This is a genomic window from Desulfosarcina cetonica JCM 12296 (genome assembly GCF_001311845.1).
Lineage (GTDB): Bacteria > Desulfobacterota > Desulfobacteria > Desulfobacterales > Desulfosarcinaceae > Desulfosarcina > Desulfosarcina cetonica.
Genome location: NZ_BBCC01000004.1, coordinates 49746 through 72469 on the forward strand (window position 1 = coordinate 49746; position 22724 = coordinate 72469).

The window sequence follows — 22724 nt, forward strand, 5'->3', positions numbered from 1 at the left end:
GTTAAAAGAGGATATCTTCCGGCCCCGCATATTGATCGACCGTATCGAAAAGCTGTCTGACGACGGCACCCTTGGTGCCGCTGGGGAAAATGATGGACAGCTCCTGGAGCGCATCGTACCCCTGGTCGTAGGTGTTCATATGGAAATCCTGGGCCAGGAGCGAGAAGCGCTCCATATCCGTCTCCCGGATGCAGGCGTCGGTATAAAACCCGATCAGTTCGCCCAGCATGCTGTCGAACTCACTGAAATAGGCCAAGTCGTCCAGTAGGTCCAGGTCCGTGGGATTGAGCGACAGGCCCTTGAGCAGGATCGCCTTGAGCTGGGGGTTGGCCTTTTTGAAGTATCGACGGATCAGGGGTAGGTTGGGGCTGTCGGTGTAGCGTTCTTCCAGATAGGCATCCAGAATGCGCCGGGTCACACGCCCGCCATTCTCTAGAAAAGAGATCAACCGACGCTGATTCTCGGTTTCCGGAACAGCGCTGCGTTCCTCGTTGACCTCCTCCTCATATTGCAGGTCGTAGTCGTCATCCTGCCAGTCGAAGCCGATCTCTTCCAACCGGTCGCGATAATCCTGGGGATGGTTTCGAATGATCTCACTCACCTGGGCGAAGCGCGCTTCCGGATTTTCAAGTTCGAAAAAGGGATTGCCGCAAACCTCCTCGAGCTCCGGATCCCCATCCGGTTCCGCCAACCCCGTGATGCAACGGAAACAACCATATCCCGCCACGGCAGACCCGGCCACCCAAATGGGGTTCCCGCAGGCACAGCGAACCCCCTGGCGCCAAGCCGCCAGCGCATCCTCGACGCCAGCACGAACGGTTTCAGCATCGGCCCCCTTGTTTTTCTTCAGATATTGCCTCACAAACTGACTCAATGAAACAGGCACGAAACCGGACATGGGCTCTCCACTGGAATTCATATTGGCGATAATTCATCCTCCCTGACGCGATCGTTTTCCAGGAAGACCGTTTCTTTTGCTTCAAACGGTTGTCTCTCACCGCTTTTGGCACAACCGCTTTTTCGCGTCAAGCCCTTGTGGACCGGATCGCGCCGGGAAAAACGCTGCCTCGGCATACGCCCGGCCAAATGGCATGCCCAATGATATCATCAATTAATCGCACCCCCGGGTTTGACATCATCGGGCATATGTTTATATTGCTTTGCAAAATGCAGACCAAAATAAAACTATCACCCGTTTGAAACGCAAAGGAGGAGAAAATATGCGGTTTGACCGGTTTACCATTAAATCCCAGGAGCTGATCCAAAGTGCCCAGAGCCTGGCATCCACGCACGGCAACCAGCAGATCGAGCCCGAACATTTCCTGGCCGCCATGCTCGAGGACAAGGAAGGGGTGGCCCGATCGGTATTTACGAAACTGGGGGCCTCGACGGAACGCATCGCCAGCGACGCCGCCACGGCCATCGACCGCCTGCCCAAGGTCAGTGGCATCGGTGAGGTCTATCTTTCAGCCACGGCTCGGGCGGTGCTTGAAGCGGCTTTTGGCGAGGCTGGCAAAATGAAGGACGAATACACCAGCGTCGAGCACATTCTGCTGACCTTGTGCGACAAGAAGGCCGGTGAAGCGGCCCGGATCCTGGCCGGCAATGGCGTTGACCGCGACGCCGTCCTCAAGGTGCTCATGGAGATCCGCGGCAACCAACGCATCACCGATCCCAATCCCGAGGAGAAATACGAAGCCCTGAAAAAATTCAGCCGCGACCTGACCGATATCGCCCGTAGCGGTAAGCTCGACCCGGTGATCGGCCGCGACGACGAGATCCGGCGCATCGTTCAGGTGCTTTCGCGACGGACCAAAAACAATCCTGTCCTCATCGGTGAGCCGGGGGTGGGCAAAACGGCCATTGTCGAGGGGCTGGCCCAGCGCATCGTGGCCGGCGATGTATCCGAAAGCCTGAAAAACAGGCGCCTGGTCGCCTTGGATATGGGCGCGTTGATCGCCGGCGCCAAATATCGGGGCGAGTTCGAAGATCGGCTCAAGGCCGTCCTCAAGGAGGTGGAAAAGGCCGAAGGCGAGGTCATTCTATTTATCGACGAGCTGCACACCCTGGTGGGTGCCGGCGCCAGCGAGGGTGCCATGGACGCCTCCAATATGCTGAAACCGGCCCTGGCACGGGGGACCCTGCGCTGTGTGGGTGCCACGACCCTGAACGAGTATCGCAAGTACATTGAAAAGGACGCGGCCCTGGAACGGCGTTTCCAGCCGGTGCTGGTACGCGAGCCCACGGTCGAGGATACGATCTCGATCCTGCGCGGTCTGAAGGAGAAGTACGAGGTACACCACGGCGTGCGGATCAAGGATTCGGCCATCGTGGCCGCCGCAACCCTCTCCCACCGCTACATCGCCGATCGTTTTCTGCCGGACAAGGCCATCGATCTGATCGACGAATGCGCTTCCAAGCTGCGCATCGAGATCGATTCCATGCCGGTGGAGATCGACGAGGTCCGGCGCAAGATTCTCCAGGCCGAAATCGAACGCGAAGCCCTGAAAAAGGAGAGCGACCCGGCTTCCCAGGAACGGCTGGCCCGCCTGGAAGACAGCCTGGAGGCCATGCGCGCCCAGATTGCCGGCATGAAAACCCATTGGGAAGCGGAGAAAACCCTGATCCAGAATATCCGCCGGATCAAGGAAGAACAGGAGCAATTGGGCATTGAGGAGCAGCGCGCCGAACGCGAGGGCAATCTGGCCCGCGTGGCCGAACTGCGCTACGGTCGCAGCAGCGAACTCAAGCGCCAGCTGGAAGCGGCCAAGAAGGACCTGGAAGAACTCCAGGCCGGCCAGAAAATGCTCAAAGAGGAGGTCGACAACGAAGATGTCGCCGAAGTCATCTCCCGCTGGACCGGCATCCCCGTCAGCCGCATGCTGGAAGGCGAACGCCAGAAGCTGGTGAAAATGGAAGCGCGTCTGGGCCAGCGGGTCATCGGCCAGGAGCAGGCCATCGCCGCCGTCTCCAATTCCGTGCGCAGGGCCCGCTCGGGCCTGCAGGACCCCAACCGGCCCATCGGCTCATTCATCTTCATGGGGCCCACCGGCGTGGGTAAGACCGAGCTGGCCAAGGCCCTGGCCGAATTCATCTTCGATTCCGAACAGGCCATGGTGCGCATCGACATGTCCGAATTCATGGAGAAGCACTCGGTTTCCCGCCTCATCGGTGCCCCTCCGGGATACGTGGGCTACGACGAAGGCGGTTACCTCACCGAAGCGGTGCGGCGGCGGCCCTACTGCGTGGTTCTTTTCGACGAGATCGAGAAGGCCCACCCCGAGGTCTTCAACGTGCTCCTGCAGATCCTCGATGACGGCCGCATGACCGATGGCCACGGCAAGACGGTGGATTTCACGAACACCATCATCATCATGACCTCCAACATCGGCAGCCAGTACATTCAGGAGCTGGGCGGGCGTGACCGCGAAGAGATGGAGCGACGGGTCACCGAGGCCCTGCGCGCCGGGTTCAAACCGGAATTTCTCAACCGTATCGATGAGACCATCATCTTCCTCAACCTGGAACCGGGGCAGATCGGCAAGATTGTCGACATCCAGATGCAGCGCCTGGCCAAACGCCTGGCCGAACAGAACATCGAATTGATCCTGTCCGATTCGGCCCGCGATCTCATCGCCCGCCAAGGATATGATCCCGTTTACGGTGCCCGGCCGCTGAAACGGGTGATCCAGAAACAGATCGAGAACCCCCTGGCCATGGAAATTCTGGACGGACGGATCGGCGAGGGGGCACGCATCAACGCCGAAGCCGAAGGCGAACGGATCGTCTTCCGTCAAGCATAGATCTCCCGCCCGAACATCGGGGGCAACCCTGCGGGGTTGCCCCCCTATTCACGCCATCCACATGAATTGCGGCGTCACATCACCTCGCGGTGCGCGCGCTTTCGATCCTGGGGAAGATGAAAGTCCTCGATGAACTGATGATGGATCAGCTGGGTGGAGAGAATGCCGACCACCGCCATGTTTTCCCTTTCACTGAGCAGCGCACCGTTGCCCTGACCGCATTTGGCGACCAAGCGGGCCACTTTCTGCGCGTCGAAATAGCCGAACCGCTTTAACTTGGGTTCCGAAAGCAAGTCGGCCACGTACGCCGGTGCCGTTTCACCAAAGAAGCAACGACTGATCGGCGCCCGATAAGGTTGTTTGGCGCGATCGATCAGTGCATCCGGAATCAATCCGCGGGCCGCTTTTTTCAGGATCGATTTTTCGGTCAGGCCCGGCATGCGCAAGCGTGACGGAATCTTGGCGGCCAATTCGACAACCCGGTGGTCCAGGAAGGGGAAACGTCCCTCGATGGAGTTGGCCATGGCCATCCGGTCCCCCTGGGAGGAGAGCAGATAGTTGGAAAGAAACAGCCGGCTTTCGATGTACTGAGCCCGGGTAAGCATGTCCCAGTGCGTAAAGTCGTCCGGGAGGCGTTGGGTGAATCGGGTGATAAACCCGTCCAGCGTATCGGCCTGGGCTTTGAGGTCGGGTGAGAAAAAGCCTTTCAACTGATCGGTATTGTGCCAGCGCAGATAGTGGGAGTAGGCCGGCGAATCCACATCGGTCAGGTTCCGTTTGAAAAATGATTTGAGAAAGGCACCGGCCTTGGCATCGCTGAAAATGTAGGGGTAGAGACGACCCAGCAGGGCCGGGCGCAGGCTGGATTCCGGATGCTTCGCCCAAAACCGGCGGATCTTGGCCTCTTTGAAGATGTTGTAGCCGGCAAACACTTCATCGGCGCCCTCACCGGTGAGGACGACCTTGAAGTCACTCTCCCGAACCAGGCGGGAAAGCAGGAAAAGGGGGGACGGTCCCGTGCGCAGCAGCGGGGTTTCGGCGTGCCAGACCACCTGGGGAAAGATGCGGCCGATATCGGCCTCCGAGCACCGCACCGCGCGGTGTTCCGTGCCCAGCGAGGCAACGGCGATCTCCTGAAACGCGGCTTCATCGAAACGCGGGTCGGTGAACCCCACCGAAAAAGTATGCAGGCGATTGTTGAAATGGCGTTTGACAACCGTGCTGGTGTAGGTGCTGTCGATGCCGCCGCTGAGATAGGCACCCACGGGGACATCCGCCCGCAGCCGGATCCGGGTGGCATCCAGAAGCACCGCACGCACGTCCTCGACCCACTGCCCAACGGGCTTATCCACGTCGACCGGCGTGCCGAAGGGAAGCCGCCAATAGGGGCAAGTGGACAAGCCTTGCGCGTCGAAGCGCGCGTAATGGCCGGGAGGGAGCTGCGCGACCCCGGAAAATGGCGTGGCACCGTCCATGGTGGTCCAACAGGTAAAAATATCTGAAAGCGTCCCCGGATCGAGCGCCCGGGGGATGGATGGATCGGCAAAAAGGGCCTTGATCTCGGAAGCGAACACCAGCCGCTGGCCATGCCGATGATAAAAGAAGGGTCGGATGCCGACCCGGTCGCGGGCCATCAAGAGGGACTGCCGGTTGACATCCCATATGGCAAAGGCGAACTGGCCATTCAGCAGCGCAAACATGTCGGTGCCGTAGGCTTCGTAAAGATGAACAAGCACCTCTGTGTCGGTCTGGGTGTAGAAGCGGTGGCCCTTCTCAACCAGATCCTCGCGCAATTCAGGATAGTTGAAGATTTCCCCGTTGAAGGTGATCCATACGGTTTTGTCTTCGTTATGAATGGGCTGATGACCGCTGTCGGACAAGTCGATGATGCTCAAACGGGCGTGGCCCAGGGCCACGGAATCCCGCTGGTAGATTCCGGTTGCATCGGGTCCACGATGGGCCATCAGATCAAGCATATGGCCCACCACCGGAACCATCTCCTCACGCGATCCGAAATTGACGATACCGGCAATGCCGCACATAACCCCTCCCCATCAGCGCATCAGTGGTTTTGGTTGGGTCGCGCCAAACAACGCGTAACCGCTTTTGCATGAGATGCGTTATAACCGCCCGACGGCAATATTACAATAAAAACGGCAGCCCACCATCATCTCGGGTGCTGCCGCAGTTAGAAACACCAGCTACAGGCGAGGGAAACCGGTCCTGTTAGATGTCGTAGTACAGCTGGAATTCGTGCGGATGCGGACGCAGGCGCACCGGATTGACTTCGTTTTCGGTTTTGTATTCCAACCACATGTCGATGACGTCTTTGGTAAAGACATCGCCCTTGAGCAGGAATTCGTTATCCTCGGCCAGGGCGGCCAGGGATTCATCGAGGGCGCCCGGTGCGGACGGAATCTCGGCCAGTTCTTCGGGCGGCAGATCATAGAGATTCTTATCCAGCGGGTCACCCGGATCGAGCTTGTTCTGGATGCCGTCGAGAACGGCCATGAGCATGGCCGAGAAAGCCAGGTAACCGTTGCAGGACGGATCCGGTGTACGGAACTCGATGCGTTTGGCCTTGGGCGAGGAGGAATACATGGGGATACGGATGGCCGCGGAGCGGTTCCGGCTGGAATAGGCCAGGTTCACCGGCGCTTCGAAGCCCGGTACCAGACGTTTGTAGGAGTTGGTGGTCGGGTTGGTGAAGGCGCACAGGGCGCGGCAGTGTTTCAGGATGCCGCCGATGGCCCACAGGCTTCCTGGGAGACGCCGGCATACTTTTCACCGGCAAACAGGGGTTTGCCCTCTTTCCAAATACTGATGTGGGTGTGCATGCCGGTCCCGTTGTCCTCGAACAGCGGTTTGGGCATGAAGGTCACCGTGTGACCGGCCTTGTAGGCCACGTTTTTCAGAACGTACTTGAACCACATGAGCTGGTCGGCCATCTGCAGCAGGGGCTTGAAGCGCATGTCGATCTCGGACTGACCGGAGGTGGCCACTTCGTGGTGCTGACATTCCACGTCGATGCCCAGGGCTTCCAGGGTCAGCAGCATGTCGGAACGCAGATCCTGGAATTTATCGGTCGGCGGCACGGGAAAGTAGCCTTCCTTGTGACGCGGCTTGTAGCCCAGGTTGGGCTCTTCGCAACGGCCGGAATTCCAGATGCCCTCGATGGAATCGATGGCATAGAAGGCGCCGTTGCGCTGGCTATCATAGCGGATGTCGTCGAAAATGAAAAATTCGGCTTCCGGACCGATGAATGCGGTGTCACCGATGCCGGTGCTTTTCAGGTAGGCCTCGGCTTTTTTGGCGATATTGCGCGGGTCACGGCTATAGGCTTCCAGGGTAATCGGGTCGACGATGTTGCCGATCAGCACCAGGGTCGGGGCCTTGAAGAAGGGATCAATCTTTGCCGTGGTGGCATCGGGCACCACCAGCATGTCACTGGCGTTGATCGGCTGCCAACCGCGAATACTGGAACCGTCGAAACCGAAACCTTCCTCAAAGCTGCTTTCACTGAGTTCGCTGATCGGAACACTGAAATGCTGCCACATCCCCGGAAAGTCCATAAAGCGGATGTCGACGATCTTAGCGCCTTTTTCCTTCGCCATTGCCATTACTTGTGCTGGGGTCATGTTTCCTCCACAAAGAAGTGTTGAGTAAATTAATTCGTGATTCTTTTTGAAATGAGACGCTTTTTACGCATATGCGGCTCAGATTGCGTCTTTGCCTTTTTCTCCGGTACGGACTCGGATGACCTCCTCGATGGAGAAGACAAAAATTTTACCGTCACCGATTTTACCCGTGTTTGCCGATTTTTGAATGGCCTCCACCACCTGCGGCGCACGATCGGCATCGACAATAATCTCGATCTTGACCTTGGGGATAAAATCCACCACGTACTCGGCACCGCGGTAGATCTCCTTGTGTCCCTTCTGGCGCCCATACCCTTTGACCTCTGAGATGGTCATGCCCTGGATGCCGATTTCGTTGAGGGCTTCTTTGACATCGTCCAGTTTGAACGGCTTGACGATGGCTTCGATCTTTTTCATTGCTTACCTCCTGTTGTTGATTGCCGAGAGGGCGATGGTCGCCTCCCCAATAAGTTAAACCGTAAACCGCCTACGCAATTTCAAACCCGCGTTCACCATGCAGTGCATTGTCCAATCCCTGAACCTCCTCATCCCGTTCAACCCGCAGGCCACCGGTCAATATCTTGGTAATGGAAACGAGGATAAACGTCCCCACGGCCGTGAAAGCCGCCGTCGCCACAATGGAGACCACCTGGGTCCACAGCTGCTCTGGATTGCCGTAGAATAGCCCGGCCTTTCCTTCGGTAATGGCAGGGTTGGCGAAAAGCCCGGTGGCAAGGGCGCCCCAGATACCGCACATGCCGTGAACCCCAAAGGCATCCAGGGAGTCATCATAACCGATTTTTTGTTTGACCACGGCGACACAGAAATACCCCAGCCCCCCGGAAACCAGGCCGATAATGAGGGATGCCGGCAGGTTGACGAATCCGGCCGCCGGCGTGATGGCCACGAGACCGGCGACCACACCCGAAGCAATCCCCAAAACGGTCGGCTTGCCGGTGACGATCCATTCAACGAACATCCACACCAGGGCCGCCGTGGCGGCGGAGGTGTTGGTCACCAGAAACGCCGAGGCGGCCACACCGTCGGCGGCCAGCTCGCTACCCGCGTTGAAACCGAACCAGCCAAACCACAGAAGCGCGGCACCCAGGGCGGTGAGTGCGATACTGGACGGAAACATGGCTTCTTTGCCGTAACCGAGGCGTTTGCCCAACATCAGCGAGAGGACCAGACCGGCGACACCGGCATTGATGTGAACCACGTTGCCGCCGGCAAAATCCAGTGCGCCCATATTGCCCATCCAGCCGCCGCCCCAGACCCAATGGGCAATGGGGCAATAGATGAACGTGACCCACAGGATGGTGAAGACGATCCAGGCGGAAAATTTCATGCGGTCGACGATGGACCCCAGTACCAAGGCCACCGTGATACAGGCAAAGGTCATCTGAAACAAGGCGAAAACAAGCGTGGGAATCGTTCCCGAGATGCTGTTGACACCGATGCCGGCCATGAAAAAATGATCAAAGCCGCCAATAATGCCACCCTTGCTGCTACCGAAAGCCAGGGTGTATCCCCACATCATCCAGATGATACTGGCCAGGCAGTAGGAAACAAAGGTCATGGCCAGGGTGTTGAGCAGATTCTTATAGCGGGACATGCCGCCATAAAACAGGGCCAGTCCGGCCGGCGTCATCATCATGACCAGCGCGGTGGAAACGATCATCCAGGCCGTGTCACCGGTGTTAAGCGCATCTTCGGCAAACGCCGGCGTCGCCATCAGTCCAAACGTCAACGTCAGCCCAACAACTCTTAATTTCATCTTGTTTTTCCTCTATGTGTCTTGGCGTTGAACATGTTTACTCCCTTCTACCCAAAATAGCCATTTTATCCGTTCGTTGAGCCATCTCCCGGGAGAATTTCCATAATCGCGGATTTGACTGCCTCGACCTGCAAAGGTGCGTCCACCTTCTGGCCGTCAAAATCCCTTACATAAAAGACATCGACCACCTGATCAACTTTGGTGGCGATTTTGGCCACCCAGATGTCCAGGCCACACTTGAAAAGGGCATCGGTGACTCTGAACAGCAATCCGGGGAAATCGAAGGTGACCACTTCGACGATCGTATAAAAACTGGAGGACGTGTTGTCCACGACCACTTCCGAGGGTCGTTCGGCCGTATATGGCTGGATCGGTACGGCATCGTCTTTTTTCCGCAAAAGCGCATTGTCCAACTCAAGATTGTCGGCCAAGACCTTTTCCAAATTGCCGCGCGTTCGTTCCCATCGCTCATTTTCAAAAATCGGATCCGGCGGTGGGGTCACCTCGAAGACGTCCAGGGCGATATTGTTGCGCCAGGTGAAGACCTGTACGTCGAGGATGTCGATATTGTTCAGCGTAAAGACGCCGGCAATCCTTGAAATGAGGCCCGGGCGGTCCTTGGCGCAAATCGTAACCGTGCGGGTATCCGATTCGGTCGACTTGTCAATATGCCAGACGAACGGCCGCTCTCCGAGTTCGCTGAATAGCCGCAGATGTCTAGGAATGTCTTCCACCGCCGTGTAAAGCATGTAACGCGGAGACATGAAATTGAGCAGCCTCTCGAGCCGTTCGGCGGGCATCTCTTCCGCTGCGATTTCCGCGACGGCCTGTCGTTTTTTATCCACCAGCCGCACCGCCCTGCCGGAGGCCAGTTCGCCGTGCTGGAGAATGTTGAGCACTTTGAGAAAAAGGTTGCGGAGCAGGGAAGAGGTCCAGTCATTCCAGGCTTTTGGACCGGTTGCCATGGAGTCGGCAACCGTCAGCAAATAGAGCATCTTGAGAATTTCCACGCGCTTGATGATGCGGGCCATGGAAAGGGCGGTTTCCTCATCATTGATATCCCGTCGAGTGGCGTTCTGGACCAACAGCAGGTGATGCTCGATCAAAAAAGCGACGGTCTTGGCATCGGCCGCACTGGCGCCTTTCTCCAAAAGAATTTTTTCGGCCATGTGCGCCCCTCGTTCGGAATGGCCTTCGACAGGCTCGCCCTTGCCGATATCGTGCAGCAGCGCCGCCCAAAGCAACAGCTTTTTCTTTTTCAACTCCTTGTAGAGACTGACCGCCAGGGGATCGCCTGGAGACGGAGCGTCAGTGTCAAAATCCCGCATGATCTTGACGGTGTAGAGCAGGTGCCGGGCAACGGGATAAAGATGATACTGGTCAAACTGCATCCGGTTGACCACGGCTTTGAATTCGGGAATGAAGCGCACCAGAAAACCGGTATGCAGCATCTGATTGAGCACTTCAAATGTCTGTGAGGAGCGGGTCAGGATGCGTTCGAACTGCCGGACCACCTCGGGATCGGAACGGAAATCGTTGTCCACCAGATAACCGAAATCAGCGACGAGCCGTTTGGCTTCGCTGTTCAGCGGGGATTTTTGGGCGGCACTTTCGACAAAAATGTCGATCAGCAATCGCGGGTTGTTGAGGATTTTCTCTGGAGAGGCAAAATTGAGCATTCCCCGGTTGAACTTTAGCCCTTTGACCTCGGTGGTCTTGAGACCTTTGTTTTTCCGTTGAAGACGCTTTTGCTGCTCCATCTCATAGAGGAACATCTCATGCTGCTGCTTCACATATTCCATGTGCCCGTGAAGCTCACCCATCAAATACTCGACGGGAAGATTACCATTGACCGCCGGTATGCCCATGGTCTCGGCCAAGCGGCGCTGTTGTTCAAGGTGGATCTGATCCGACTTGCGGTTCATCATGAGGTGAAAGCGATTTCTTATATTCCAAATAAAATCAAGTGATTCTGAAAGATGGAGATAATCATCATGGGAAAAGTAACCGTAATACTCGAGATCCCTGCGCTGTTTGATGCCGGACTTGATTTTGGCGATCCACAGCATGGTGTGATAATCCCGCAACCCCCCCTGTCCCTCCTTGAAATTGGGTTCCAACAGGTAGGAGGAATCGCCAAAGCGGCGATGGCGCTCACGATTGCTGTCCACCAGCCAGGAAATGATCATGTCGGGTTTGAGATTGATGAACTTGCTGCGGACCTGATCCATCAATTTCATGAACAGGGGCGACATGCCACAAATAAAACGGGCATCCAAGATGGAGGTAAGGACCTCGAAATCCTTGCGCGCCATGGCCACGCACTCCTTGATGGAACGTGTGGCATGGCCAACGTCCAGGCCCATGTCCCAAAGCGGATAGATGATTTCACGAACCAGATCCTCAGCCACGCGGGGTACTCTTTTTTCGAAAAGGAAAAGCAGGTCGATGTCCGAAAAAACACACTGCTCCCCTCGGCCGTACCCCCCAAGGCAACAACGGCATATGGATTTTTGGCAATATCCATCTTCGGCCCGACCACACTCTTTTCATAGCTGTTACGAAAATAATCGTCGACGAGCCGGGCATGATCATCAAGAAAATGCGGTGCCTTTCCGGCCAGCAGATCATCGATGAGCGTCTCCCGTCCCTGTTTGAGGGCCAGGGAAACGTCTGCGTAGCGGTTTTGGGGTCCGGTGTCTGTCACATTATTGTCCTTGTGGGGTATTCGATGGAATAAGTTTAGCAACACGCATGCCACCTGTTAATTGCCGTATAACCAACTATTAAAAATAGAAATTATTTCAATCTAAAGTTTTCCCTAACTCAATCGACGGCCACAATAACGTAATTAATTTTTGAAAAAAATTACAAAATTGCAATTTGGCTTTTTGATTCGCGATCTGTGATGGGACGATGCTGAGAAAAATGCACCCCGAAGCAGAGGGGCGAGCGCTTCAGGGTGCATTTTGGAGGAAACGAGCACGATTCAATCTCTCAATCAAGCCGTGTCGTCGAGCCAGCCGTTATGACTGGGTGGCCGCACTGGGAGCGGAAGCGTAACTCGGAGACCCGGATGAGGGCGAACCAACGGTGGAGATACCGCTGCGGGTGGCAACGCCGAAGTCGGGGTAGGCGATGCCGCCGTGTTCGGCGTAGTCGAGGCCTTCCAGCTCTTCTTCCGGTGAAACGCGCAGCCCCATGGTTTTATCGATGATCTTGAACATGATGAAGGTTACGGGGAAGGTCCACAAGAAACAGGCGGCGATGCCCAACAGTTGCACCCCGATGATGCTGGCGGAGGTGCCGCCCATGTTGAAGATACCGGCAGCCAGGGTGCCCCACGCACCGTTGACACCATGCACGGAGACAGCGCCGACCGGATCGTCGATTTTGATTCTATCGAAGAAGATGACCGAGAAAACAACGATAATGCCGGCAATGGCGCCGATGATGATGGAACTGCCAGGAGACACATTGGCACAGCCGGCGGTAATCGCCACCAGACCGGCCAGGGCACCGTTAAGGCTCATGCCCACTTCGGGCTTGCCGAATTTCATCCAGGAAACGATCATGGCCAAACAGGCGCCGGCTGCGGCGGCCAGGTTGGTGTTGACGAAAATCATGGCAATGCTGGTATCGGCCGTGGTGGTGGAACCCGGGTTGAATCCGAACCATCCCAGCCACAGGATGAAGACGCCCAAGGCCGCCAGGGGAATGTTGTGTCCCATGATCGGTTTGATTTTTCCATCCTTGGTATATTTACCCAGGCGCGGCCCGAGAACAATGGCGCCGGCCAGTGCCGACCAGCCCCCCACGGAGTGGACCACGGTGGATCCGGCAAAGTCGATGAAACCAAATCCTTCCAGCCAGCCGTTGCCATGAAACAGGCTGCCCCAGGCCCAAGAGCCGAAAACCGGATAGACCAGACCGGAAACGACGCAACTATAAATGAGGTACCCGGTAAATTTGGTTCTCTCGGCCATGGCCCCGGAAACGATCGTGGCGGCGGTGGCGGCGAAGACCACCTGGAACATCCAGAAGGCCAACACCCAAGGGTCGCCATCCGGCGTAAAATCGCTGAGAAAGAAACCGCTGGTGCCGAACCAGCCCGTGGAAGTCGCACCAAACATCAGGCCGAAACCGATGGCCCAGAAGGCGATGGAACCGATGGAAAAATCCATCAGGTTCTTCATCATGATGTTAATTGAGTTTTTCGCCCGGGTGAAGCCGGCCTCCACCATGGCAAAACCGGCCTGCATAAAAAACACCAGTGCGGCGGCAATCAGTCCATAGATAATTGGCATGGGTCTGGACCAGATCAATGGCTTCTTTATTGCTCAGAATGGTCGGTTCGGGATCAGATGCAAAAGCGACGGGGACGCTTACCAGAGTCACCAGCAGCAGCAGAAGGGTAAAGACTTTGAATTTCATTTTTGTCTCCTTGTATTGAATGATGTAGATTAAAAGGATTGATATAAGCGTTTAGATCGCGTCTCTTCCCGATTCACCGGTTCGAATGCGGTGGGCGCCCTCAACGGCCATGACGAAAATCTTGCCGTCACCCACGCTACCCGTATTGGCCACATCGCTGATGGTGGCAATGACCTTGTCCACCAGGTCAGCGGCAACCACCAGGTCGATCTTGACCTTGGGAACAAAGTCGGTCTGATATTCCGCACCGCGGTATACTTCCCGGTGGCCGCGCTGACGGCCAAATCCTTTGACCTCGCTGACCGTCATACCCGACACACCGATTCGGTTCAGGGCATCCTTCACATCGTCCAGCTTGAATGGCTTGACAATCGCTTCAATTTTTTTCATCGCAGATCTCTCCTGTCACACAAAAGTTGAGCACTCCCGGGTTTTGCTTTTTACGATTTCATATTGAGCAACCGTTGTGCCATCCTGCTAAATTTGTATATAACATATAGTTATTCAACATAATATTTATCGTTACAGCTTTCTTTGCTTGAAAAATAAAAATACATTACCGTAATTTCTTCCCAAAAAAAATTACTTATTTTGTGTTTTTTATTTATATAAATACAAATTTGTTATTTGTATTTTCTTTACACTCCGATTATTTTCCATGGTTCTCAGCACCAACACCAACCAAAAGAAGCAGCGACGTTGCCCGGAAAAAGTAAGCATCGCCCCGGATTTCCGGATGGGGAACTGAGGGAATAGGGAATAAGGCCGGCCCATTAAAAATTATGACTTGAACTTTCCTTTTGATATCCATAAGCTATTTTTCTTGCCGAGACAGGGTCGGCATCCACAGGTTCCTTTGTGATGCAGCACCCATTTAGGGTCGCGGCCTTTACACCCTGACAGGAGAAGAACCATGACGGTCGCACAAAAAATCAACACGATGATGGTCAAATCCTCGTGGATTCGGAAAATGTTCGAAGAGGGGGCCAAACTCAAAGCCGCACACGGTGCCGACCAGGTGTTCGATTTCAGCCTGGGCAATCCCAACGTGCCACCACCTGAAAAATTCAACGAAATTCTGCGAGATACGGTGGATTCATGCGGCCTGGGCGATCATTGCTACATGCCCCAGGCCGGGTACCCGCAAGTTTGCGTATCCATCGCCGAGTATTTGACCCAAGAGCAGGGTGTGAATATCACCTGTGACGAAATTGTCATGACCTGCGGCGCGGCAGGCGCCCTGAATGTCATTTTCAAGGCATTGCTGGATCCGGGCAGTGAAGTGTTGGCGCCGGCACCCTGTTTCGTCGAGTACGGTTTTTACGCCGACAACCATGGGGGTGTCCTGAAAATGGTAAATACCCATCCGGATTTCACCCTGGACTTGGATGCCATCGCCGGCGCCATTACCGAAAAGACCAAAATTGTATTGATCAATTCGCCCAACAACCCTACCGGCCAGATCTACGACAAGGCCAGTCTGGACGCACTGGGGCGTTTGCTCGAGGAAAAGAGCCAGGTCTTCGGTCATACCATTTACCTGGTATCCGACGAACCCTACCGCAAGATCGTTTTCGATGGCGCCGAGGTCCCCTCGATTTTCCAGAGCTACGCCCAGAGCATCATCGCCACCTCATATTCCAAGGATATCTCCATTCCCGGTGAGCGCATCGGTTTTGCCGCGGTCAATCCGGCCGCTACCTACAAGAAAGAACTCATGGCCGGCATGGCCTTGACCATGCGGATTCTCGGTTTCGTCAACGCACCGGCGTTGATGCAACGCGTGGTGGCCTGCATGCAGGGAATGAGTGTCGATATCTCAGAATATCAGCGCAAGCGCGATTTGCTTTGTGACGGGCTTGCCGATGCCGGGTATACGTTCACGCGGCCAACGGGCGCATTTTACCTTTTTCCCCAATCGCCCATCGCCGACGATGTGGCCTTTGTCAAGGCGTTGCAGTCCGAGCTGATATTGGTCGTCCCGGGCAGCGGTTTTGCCGGTCCCGGTCATTTCCGCATCGCGTTCTGCGTCGAGGACCAGACCATCATCAACGCCCTGCCGGGATTCAAGAAGGTCATGCAGCAGTATAAATAGATTCCATCCCATGTAAGGTTGCCCATTCCGATACGGGTATCCTCTCATCGGCATGGTGCGGATAGATGTCTGGCGTGTTTGGCCCATTCCAACGCTTTTTCAGCAAAGGAGGATGTACGCATGAAAATTTTGAAAATCGATCATCTGGGCATTGCGGTGAACAGTATCGAAGACGGAAAATCCTTCTGGTCAGAAATTTTAGGATTGAATTTCGAAGGTGCCGAGACCGTCGCCGAGCAAAAGGTGACCACGGCGTTCTTCCCGGTCGGCGAAAGCGAAGTGGAGTTGTTGGAATCCACCGCGCCAGATGGCCCGGTGGCCAAATACATCGAGAAAAAGGGTCAGGGAATCCAGCACGTGGCCTTTCGGGTCGAAAATATCGAAGAAGCCCTGGCCGAACTGAAGGAAAAAGGGGTGGCCTTGATCGATCAGCAACCCCGCATCGGTGCGGGCGGCGCCAAAATCGCCTTCCTGCATCCAAAAGCCACCCGTGGCGTGCTGGTGGAGCTGTGTCAGCGGGATTAAACGGAGATTCTGAAAGATTCCACCGCGCTCCGCACGCACTTGAACCCGCGACGAACGCGTTAGGCTGGCAGAATCCGGAATTGACCTGACGAAAAGAAAAAAGATCGCCCCCTTGATGGAACTCAAGGGGGCGATGTTTGAATGGCGGTAATCGCTTAGGAGAGTTTCACCAACCGGCAGGCCACGCCGCGCATGGTGATGTAACCGGAAACCGGATCCAGCAGTTCGGCATCCAAAAGGACGTTACAGTTGGCATCGGCCCAACCATGGGGAACGCTAACGACGCCGGGCAGGATGTCCGGGGTAACCAAAGCGCGCATCTTGATGCTGCCGCGCGGGGTTTCGATGCCGATCATTTCACCGTTGAAGATATGGTACTTGTCGGCAGTGGCCGTGTTGATTTCCGCTTCCGGCTCGGGGCGAATGACGCGCAGGGTGGTATCGCGCATCTGGGCATCGATGTATTCGACGGTCCGGGCGCCGGTGTTGAGGACTTCCGGGTATTCCTTGACCAGTTCCGGATTACTGACCTTGCTCTGTTCGGGCTCGACATGCACGGGAATGGGGTCGGCACCCAACTCGGCCATGCGATCCGAGTAAAGCTCGACCTTTTTGCTGGCGGTAAAGAAGCCTTTTTTCTCGTGGAGTCCGTAGGTTTTTTTGCCGAAGTAGAGGCCTTCGGGATTGTCTTTCAACTGCTGCATGGTGATGCCGGAGGTGGAGAAGAAATGTTCGGCCACTTCCTCGTCCGAGTTCCACGGGAAGTATTCAGCATATCCCATCTTGCGACCCAGTTCACTCCAGATCCACCAGATCGACTTGCTTTCGTACAGCGGCTCGATGACGGCTTTGCGCAGCATGATGAACGGCTCGCAATAGGAGATGCCGTAGGGGAAGCCACCGATACCGGTCTCTTCAAAACAGGTGCAGGCGGGCAAAACGTAGTCGGCCAGGTTGGCGGTTTCGGTCATCATGGGATCCATGACCACGATCAGGTCCTGGTTCTTCATGGCGGCGTTGAAGCGTTTGGTATCGGCAAAGGTCACGGCCGGGTTGCCGCCCGAACAGATGAAAGCCTTGATCGGGTAGGGGTTGCCCGTGATCATGGTGTCGCACATCAGGGATGAGGAGCCGTAAGGCGGCGGATTCTTGCCGAACTGATGGAATACGGGAAATTCATCGTAGCCCAGGGCATTGCCCTCGATGTTATCGGGCAGGCGCATGTCGGCCAGGCGAACCATCGGGCAGGTGACCCATCCGCCCGGGCGTTCGACATTGCCGGTGATGGCTTGCAGGATGGAGTAAAGCCGGTGGTTCTGCAGACCATTGGTCCCCTGGTTCATGCCCCCCACGCCTTCGACGATACAGCCGGCCTTGGCATTGGCGAACATGCGGGAGATCATGCGGATTTCCGCAGCGCCCACGCCGGTGACTTTGGCGGCCCATTCGGGCGTGCAGTCAGCGACGGCTTCGGCCAGCTTGTCGAAACCATGGCAGTATTTTTCGACGAACGCCTTGTCGTACAACTCTTCCTTGATGATCACGTGGATCATGGCCTGGCCGATGGCCGCGTCCGTGCCCGGGCGCGGCTGCATGAAAAGACCTAATTTCGAGATGGGGATGCGACGCACATCGATGGTGATCAGTGATGCGCCAGCCTTGACGCGATCCCGAATGATTTGCCCCATCGGGAAGTAGCTTTCATCCGGGTTGCGGCCCCAGAGGATGATGCAGTCGGCGTTGGCCGGTTCTTCCACCGGATAGCGGCCGAAGGTGATCTGCCGGGCCAGAATACGGGAGCGGAAGCAGTTCCCTTCAGCGTTGAAGAAGTTGGGGCTGCCGTAGGCACCACGGAAGCGCTGGTTGAAGGCGGCCATTTCAAAGTGTTCCACGCCGACCGAACCCGTATAGGTAGCCAGGGTCTTGGCGCCGTATTTGTCTTTCAGTTCCAGCAGTTTGTCGCCGATTTCCTGCAACGCCTGATCCCAGGAGACCGCAACGAATTTGCCGTCGACCTTCTTCAACGGCGTTTTAACGCGGTTGGCGGAATACACGTATTCGGGAACCCGGGCACCCTTGGGACAGATGGCGCCCTTGTTGAGCCAATGATCCTCGATTCCCTCCACTTTGACCAGCTTGCCGTCTTCGACATATGCATTGATGCCGCAACAGTTGATGCATAAGCCACAATCGGTTTTGATCACTTCCATCGCAGACCCTCCAAAATTAAAAATGTTTGACGCAGTGAACATTCTTTTGTTTGCGTTGCATGCAATGTTGTTTGCGTTGCATACAATAATCAATGCGGCATCGCCGCAAGGTGATTCCAGCACGTCCAAGGGAAGATTCTTTTTTCCGCCGTGGGGCACACCTTCAATGGCACGGATCAGCTGGCGGAATCCTTTTTAATTCAACGAGATGTTAAAAATCCTGACATGGTCTTCGCTGGAATCGCTATGGGCCAAAAAGATTCTCCATAGAGAACCTATGATCTCCATATCTACCCAGGCAATCATACTTTGTCAAGTAAAAAAATATGCTTCAGCGGCTTCCCTGATATTTACGATAGCAGTATCGATCCGATGCGGCAAAACGCCCTTGATGATAGCAGCCAATCCCGGTGAACTGGAATTGGGTCGCATGCGACCTTTCATCTGATGTGCACACACCATCAATCTTGCTGATATTATAACCTATTGAATCGAAATAGCCTTCATCGCTTTATTGACGGATGGCTCTATTTTGACCGAGAATAGCTGCCTGCGGTGGTCCTGGCTTGACACCCCCTGGTAAAATCAGTAGTGTTTCGGTCTTCGTGAGCAGCACCATTTACGCGCACCCAAAGGAGTGAAGCATGTTCGGTATTGGAATGCCGGAAATGTTACTGATCCTGGCCGTGGCCTTGATCGTCATCGGCCCTAAAAAATTGCCGGACTTGGCACGATCTGGGCAAGGCCCTGGGTGAATTCAAAAAAGCGACCAGTGACTTGAAAGATAGTATCCAGTTCGACACGGAACTCAAAGAGGTGAAAACCGCCTTTGATGACCTTAATCAACCCCCCGAAGAACCATCGGGGCAGGAAGATCAGGAAGCTGTTCCCCCATCCCCGGAAGCCAAGGCAATGGCGGTCGATGACGGCCCCGAGGATGAAAACCCTGTCTCCCCGACACCCCAAACGTCCTCATCGGCTGGCCTAGACATGCCCGCCGAGCCCGCTTTCTCCGATTCAACTCCGCGCAAAGAGGGATAACTGTGGCTTCGCTGGACAACGATACGGACGACAAGATCCCTTTCACCGCCCATTTGGAAGAGCTGCGGCGGCGGTTGATTATCAGTTTCATTGCCGTGGGCGTCGGTTTTGTTGTCTGCTATGGCTTCAAAGAGAAGCTGTTTCAGATTCTGACACACCCCCTGATCACGGTGATGAAGCAGGGTGACACCTTGATATACACGGGGCTTCCCGAGGCCTTCTTCACCTTCCTGAAGGTTTCTTTTCTGGGCGGATTGATGTTGGCCTCGCCGGTGATCATCTACCAGTTCTGGATGTTCGTGGCCCCGGGCCTTTACGCGCGCGAAAAGAAGCTGCTGTTGCCCATCGTTTTTCTATCTTCGGTCTTTTTCGTGGGCGGCGCCCTGTTCGGGTATTTCATCGTGTTTCCCTTTGGGTTCCAATTTTTTCTGGGTTTTGCCACGGAAACGATCCGCCCCATGCCGTCCATGAAGGAATACCTGGGATTTTCAGCCAAGCTGTTATTGGCGTTTGGGCTGGTTTTTGAGTTGCCCCTGGTCATTACCTTCCTGGCGCGATTGGGAATCGTTTCGGTTGATTTTCTCAAGAAAAACCGCAAATATGCCATTTTGCTATTCTTCGTGGTGGCCGCGATTCTGACGCCGCCGGACGTTGTCACCCAAGCGATGATGGCCGGTCCGCTGATGGTACTTTACGAAATCAGCATTCTCGGTGCCCGGATTTTCGGAAAGCCAAAGACGGCAACGCCGGAAGAGGCCGAGCCGGTCGGTGATTGATGCCATCTCCCGTCACTTGCTTACACTACCGGTTAACCCTCAAAGCAACCGCCGCCAGCACCGGTTTTTTTGCAGCCGTTCCCCATCCGCCGAAATTCCTGGAGGATGGACTGGCTTACCAGCGCCGGCACCCCAATGACAGTTTCATGCAGGCCTATCTGATCGAACGGATCGGTAAGATGGACCGTGCCGAGGCCGAGGCCATGCTGATCCAGGCCCCACCGAATGACCTGTTGCTGCGGGCGCTGGTAATGGAGGCTGCCACGCTGTATCCCCATCTGAGCGACTTGAGACGGCGTGTCAAGCGACGCACGGCCCAGACGCTGGGGCAACACACGCCATTGGTGTTTCTGCGATCCCGAATGCTTCCCGATCAAGATTGCCATCGACAATGGGCCGAACGGTTTCAGGCCAACATCGCCCGGCACCGCCCCCTCCCGCCGCCGGCACAAGTCGGGCTGGCATTTCCTGTAAAAGGCGTCGACGGCGGCGATCCGCCCTTTTCGGAAGCCGCCCACTTAAAATCGGTGATCCGGCGCTGTTTTCCGCAAAACGGGCGTACCGCCGGGAGCCCGCGTCCGCCTTTGGCGGAAACCATTGCACGGGCCCAGGCGGCGCTAACGCCTTTGGACCTGTTCGATGGGCCGGAGATGCGTCACCAGTCCTCACTGAGCCTGTATGCCTTGCTGCGCAAATGGCGCTTCAATCACAAAATCAACAGCGGCGTGCTGAACTACACCCTGGCCAGTACGCAGACCGCCTATGGCCGTGGTCTCTCCCTCGAGGCGGCCAGGGCCTCCTGTTTGATGGAGGTGGTGGAGCGCTGCGCGTCCTTTGCCAGCGTGGATACGGACGGCGTTGTGGGAACCCGCCGATCCCATCCGCTCCGCCATGGTTCCCGCGCGGCCCTTCAGGCCGAGGGGTTGCCCGTTCTCGATCCCAATCGGTTGAGGCTGGAAGTGCCTTACCAGGGGGAGCCGCTCTACTGGATCGAGGGAGAGCAGCGAACCGCGGAGGGCCGCATGCAGGCCATCTGGGTTCCGGCCCAATGCGTGTTTTTATTCTGCAATCTGGATGAGCGTGCGCTCTTCTCCGGATTGGGCTCGACCGGGCTGGCCTCGGGAAACACCATGGCGGAGGCTCGCCTGAGTGCACTTTACGAACTGCTCGAGAGAGACAATGAAGCGGTAAACCCCTTCCATCCCTCTCGCTGTTTCAACGTATGGAGCGAAGACGAGCAGCTGCGTGCCTTGCTGGAGGATTACCGGGCACGGGGTGTTCACCTGCAGTTCCAGGACATCAGTCCGGTCTTTGGCATCCCCTGCTGCACCTGTTTTGTCACGCACCCGGACGGCCGTGTGGCCAAAGGCGGCGGCGCGAACCTGGACGGGCGGCGTGCGGTATTGTCGGCCCTGACGGAAACGCCCTACCCCTACCCGGACGGCCCGCCTTCGGCACCCGGCCTTGCGGACCTGCCCTGGTTGCAATATGAATCCCTGCCGAACTTTTCCACCGACAGTCCGGAGATGGACCTGTTGATTGTGGAGGAAACGCTCCGGGCCAACGGCTTTTCTCCCATTTATGTGGATATCACGCGTCAAGACATGGGCATACCGGTCGTAAAAGCCTGATTCCGGGTTTCGAGATGCTCGCCGATTTTGATCAGTTCTCCCGAATCAGCCCGCGACTATTTAATAACTATCTTAAAATTCATAAAAAATAAGCGGGCCTGATTCTCATTGACAGTGGCTCCCCGGCTTGATAGAGCTTGAGTGCGGAAGACTTTCGGGGTTCAACCAAATTTTCATCAAAGAGGAGAGGGGTGATCATGACCAAGCCAAGCATTTTTGTTCTCATGATGGCGGTGGGTGTGGCTCTGTTTTTTACTGCCGGTACCAGTGGTGCAGCCACAAAGGTAGATGATGTTATCAAGATGGACCACAAGGCCTACAGTGCACACAAAAAAGGCATTGTGGAATTCTCGCATAAAAAGCACAATGAGGAGTACAAGATCGGTTGCGGGGAATGCCATCATGATGCCAACGGCAAGCCGCTGAACAACCTGAAGATGGGTGACGATGTCAAGGGGTGCATGGAATGCCATAAGATTCCCGGACAAATACCCGGCGAGTTGAAGAAAGAGATGCGCGAGAAAAAGGTTTCCAAAAAAGAGTTCAAGGCCAAGGAGCTGGAGTATCACGCCGAAGCCATTCACGAGAACTGCATTGCCTGTCACAAGGCCGTTAAAAAGAAAAATCCCGATACGACAGCGCCAACCACTTGCGCCAAATGTCATCCGAAAACCAAATAGCCATTTGACCCAAACATATCCGTAAGCCAAAAGGGCCGCGTTGCTTGGCAACACGGCCCTTTTGGCATTGAGCAGAAGAAAACAAAGGATGAAAACGGTTATCGGGTCTTAGGT

The 22724-nt window shown here is 55.7% G+C and carries 20 protein-coding genes; 9 read left to right on the forward strand and 11 right to left on the reverse strand.

Annotated elements, in window-relative coordinates; all coding sequences use genetic code 11:
- Position 1: 1 nt before the first annotated feature.
- Positions 2-898 carry a hypothetical protein gene (locus JCM12296_RS01745; RefSeq protein WP_054689170.1) on the reverse strand — a complete coding sequence of 299 codons (897 nt, stop codon included), beginning with the start codon at positions 896-898 and terminating at the stop codon, positions 2-4.
- A gap of 322 nt (positions 899-1220) precedes the next feature.
- On the opposite strand from JCM12296_RS01745, the gene clpB reads away from it, so the two are divergent.
- The gene (gene clpB, locus JCM12296_RS01750; RefSeq protein WP_054689172.1) at positions 1221-3803 is read left to right on the forward strand and encodes an ATP-dependent chaperone ClpB; all 2583 of its coding nucleotides are present in this window, start codon (positions 1221-1223) and stop codon (positions 3801-3803) included.
- Positions 3804-3877: 74 nt separating this feature from the next.
- On the opposite strand, the gene asnB is transcribed toward clpB, so the two are convergent.
- The 6 genes from asnB to glnD form a co-directional block, all read right to left on the reverse strand.
- Positions 3878-5845: an asparagine synthase (glutamine-hydrolyzing) gene (gene asnB / locus JCM12296_RS01755; RefSeq protein ID WP_054689174.1), complete on the reverse strand. Its 1968-nt coding sequence runs from the start codon at positions 5843-5845 to the stop codon at positions 3878-3880.
- Between the two features lie 184 nt (positions 5846-6029).
- Positions 6030-6560 carry a type I glutamate--ammonia ligase gene (locus JCM12296_RS51270; RefSeq protein ID WP_306303936.1) on the reverse strand — a complete coding sequence of 177 codons (531 nt, stop codon included), beginning with the start codon at positions 6558-6560 and terminating at the stop codon, positions 6030-6032.
- A complete protein-coding gene (locus tag JCM12296_RS51275) occupies positions 6536-7441 on the reverse strand; it encodes a glutamine synthetase beta-grasp domain-containing protein (protein WP_281491897.1) in 906 nt (301 codons plus the stop codon). The genes JCM12296_RS51270 and JCM12296_RS51275 overlap by 25 nt, the downstream gene beginning before the upstream one ends.
- Before the next feature lie 78 nt (positions 7442-7519).
- Positions 7520-7858, reverse strand: a complete 339-nt coding sequence (locus tag JCM12296_RS01765; protein WP_054689176.1) for a P-II family nitrogen regulator — start codon at positions 7856-7858, stop codon at positions 7520-7522.
- Between the two features lie 70 nt (positions 7859-7928).
- Positions 7929-9218 (reverse strand): ammonium transporter, encoded by a 1290-nt coding sequence (locus JCM12296_RS01770; protein ID WP_054689178.1) that lies wholly within the window; start codon positions 9216-9218, stop codon positions 7929-7931.
- Between the two features lie 65 nt (positions 9219-9283).
- A complete protein-coding gene (gene glnD, locus JCM12296_RS01775; protein WP_083455713.1) occupies positions 9284-11725 on the reverse strand; it encodes a [protein-PII] uridylyltransferase in 2442 nt (813 codons plus the stop codon).
- An 80-nt stretch (positions 11726-11805) separates the two neighbouring features.
- Between glnD and JCM12296_RS37725 the strand changes: the two genes are divergently transcribed.
- Positions 11806-11958, forward strand: coding sequence for a hypothetical protein (locus JCM12296_RS37725; protein WP_157067296.1), 153 nt, complete (start codon positions 11806-11808; stop codon positions 11956-11958).
- Positions 11959-12244: 286 nt separating this feature from the next.
- Here the strand turns inward: JCM12296_RS37725 and JCM12296_RS01780 are convergent, their stop codons facing one another.
- From JCM12296_RS01780 to JCM12296_RS01785, 3 genes are read right to left on the reverse strand one after another with little or no spacing between them, the layout of a single operon-like run.
- Complete coding sequence (locus JCM12296_RS01780; RefSeq protein WP_246803907.1) at positions 12245-13480, reverse strand: ammonium transporter; 1236 nt, start codon at positions 13478-13480, stop codon at positions 12245-12247.
- Positions 13422-13652, reverse strand: a complete 231-nt coding sequence (locus JCM12296_RS43205) for a hypothetical protein (protein WP_246803908.1) — start codon at positions 13650-13652, stop codon at positions 13422-13424. Before JCM12296_RS43205 ends, JCM12296_RS01780 begins: the two co-directional genes overlap by 59 nt.
- A gap of 51 nt (positions 13653-13703) precedes the next feature.
- Positions 13704-14042, reverse strand: coding sequence for a P-II family nitrogen regulator (locus JCM12296_RS01785; protein ID WP_054689182.1), 339 nt, complete (start codon positions 14040-14042; stop codon positions 13704-13706).
- 523 nt (positions 14043-14565) lie between these two features.
- Here JCM12296_RS01785 and JCM12296_RS01790 point away from each other — a divergent pair.
- On the forward strand, positions 14566-15747 hold the full coding sequence (locus JCM12296_RS01790) for a pyridoxal phosphate-dependent aminotransferase (protein ID WP_054689184.1): 1182 nt from the start codon (positions 14566-14568) through the stop codon (positions 15745-15747).
- A 120-nt stretch (positions 15748-15867) separates the two neighbouring features.
- Positions 15868-16272: a methylmalonyl-CoA epimerase gene (mce, locus tag JCM12296_RS01795; protein ID WP_054689186.1), complete on the forward strand. Its 405-nt coding sequence runs from the start codon at positions 15868-15870 to the stop codon at positions 16270-16272.
- 155 nt (positions 16273-16427) lie between these two features.
- On the opposite strand, the gene JCM12296_RS01800 is transcribed toward mce, so the two are convergent.
- A complete protein-coding gene (locus tag JCM12296_RS01800; RefSeq protein WP_172683726.1) occupies positions 16428-18482 on the reverse strand; it encodes a molybdopterin-containing oxidoreductase family protein in 2055 nt (684 codons plus the stop codon).
- A 668-nt stretch (positions 18483-19150) separates the two neighbouring features.
- Between JCM12296_RS01800 and JCM12296_RS50030 the strand changes: the two genes are divergently transcribed.
- From JCM12296_RS50030 to JCM12296_RS01820, 5 genes are all read left to right on the forward strand, one after another.
- Positions 19151-19237: a twin-arginine translocase TatA/TatE family subunit gene (locus JCM12296_RS50030; RefSeq protein WP_246803915.1), complete on the forward strand. Its 87-nt coding sequence runs from the start codon at positions 19151-19153 to the stop codon at positions 19235-19237.
- A 22-nt stretch (positions 19238-19259) separates the two neighbouring features.
- On the forward strand, positions 19260-19523 hold the full coding sequence (locus tag JCM12296_RS01805) for a hypothetical protein (protein WP_054689188.1): 264 nt from the start codon (positions 19260-19262) through the stop codon (positions 19521-19523).
- Between the two features lie 11 nt (positions 19524-19534).
- Complete coding sequence (gene tatC / locus JCM12296_RS01810) at positions 19535-20299, forward strand: twin-arginine translocase subunit TatC (protein ID WP_054689216.1); 765 nt, start codon at positions 19535-19537, stop codon at positions 20297-20299.
- Positions 20299-21930: a YcaO-like family protein gene (locus JCM12296_RS01815; RefSeq protein WP_054689190.1), complete on the forward strand. Its 1632-nt coding sequence runs from the start codon at positions 20299-20301 to the stop codon at positions 21928-21930. Before tatC ends, JCM12296_RS01815 begins: the two co-directional genes overlap by 1 nt.
- A 197-nt stretch (positions 21931-22127) precedes the next feature.
- Positions 22128-22610, forward strand: coding sequence for a cytochrome c3 family protein (locus JCM12296_RS01820; RefSeq protein ID WP_054689217.1), 483 nt, complete (start codon positions 22128-22130; stop codon positions 22608-22610).
- The last annotated feature ends 114 nt before the right edge of the window (positions 22611-22724 follow it).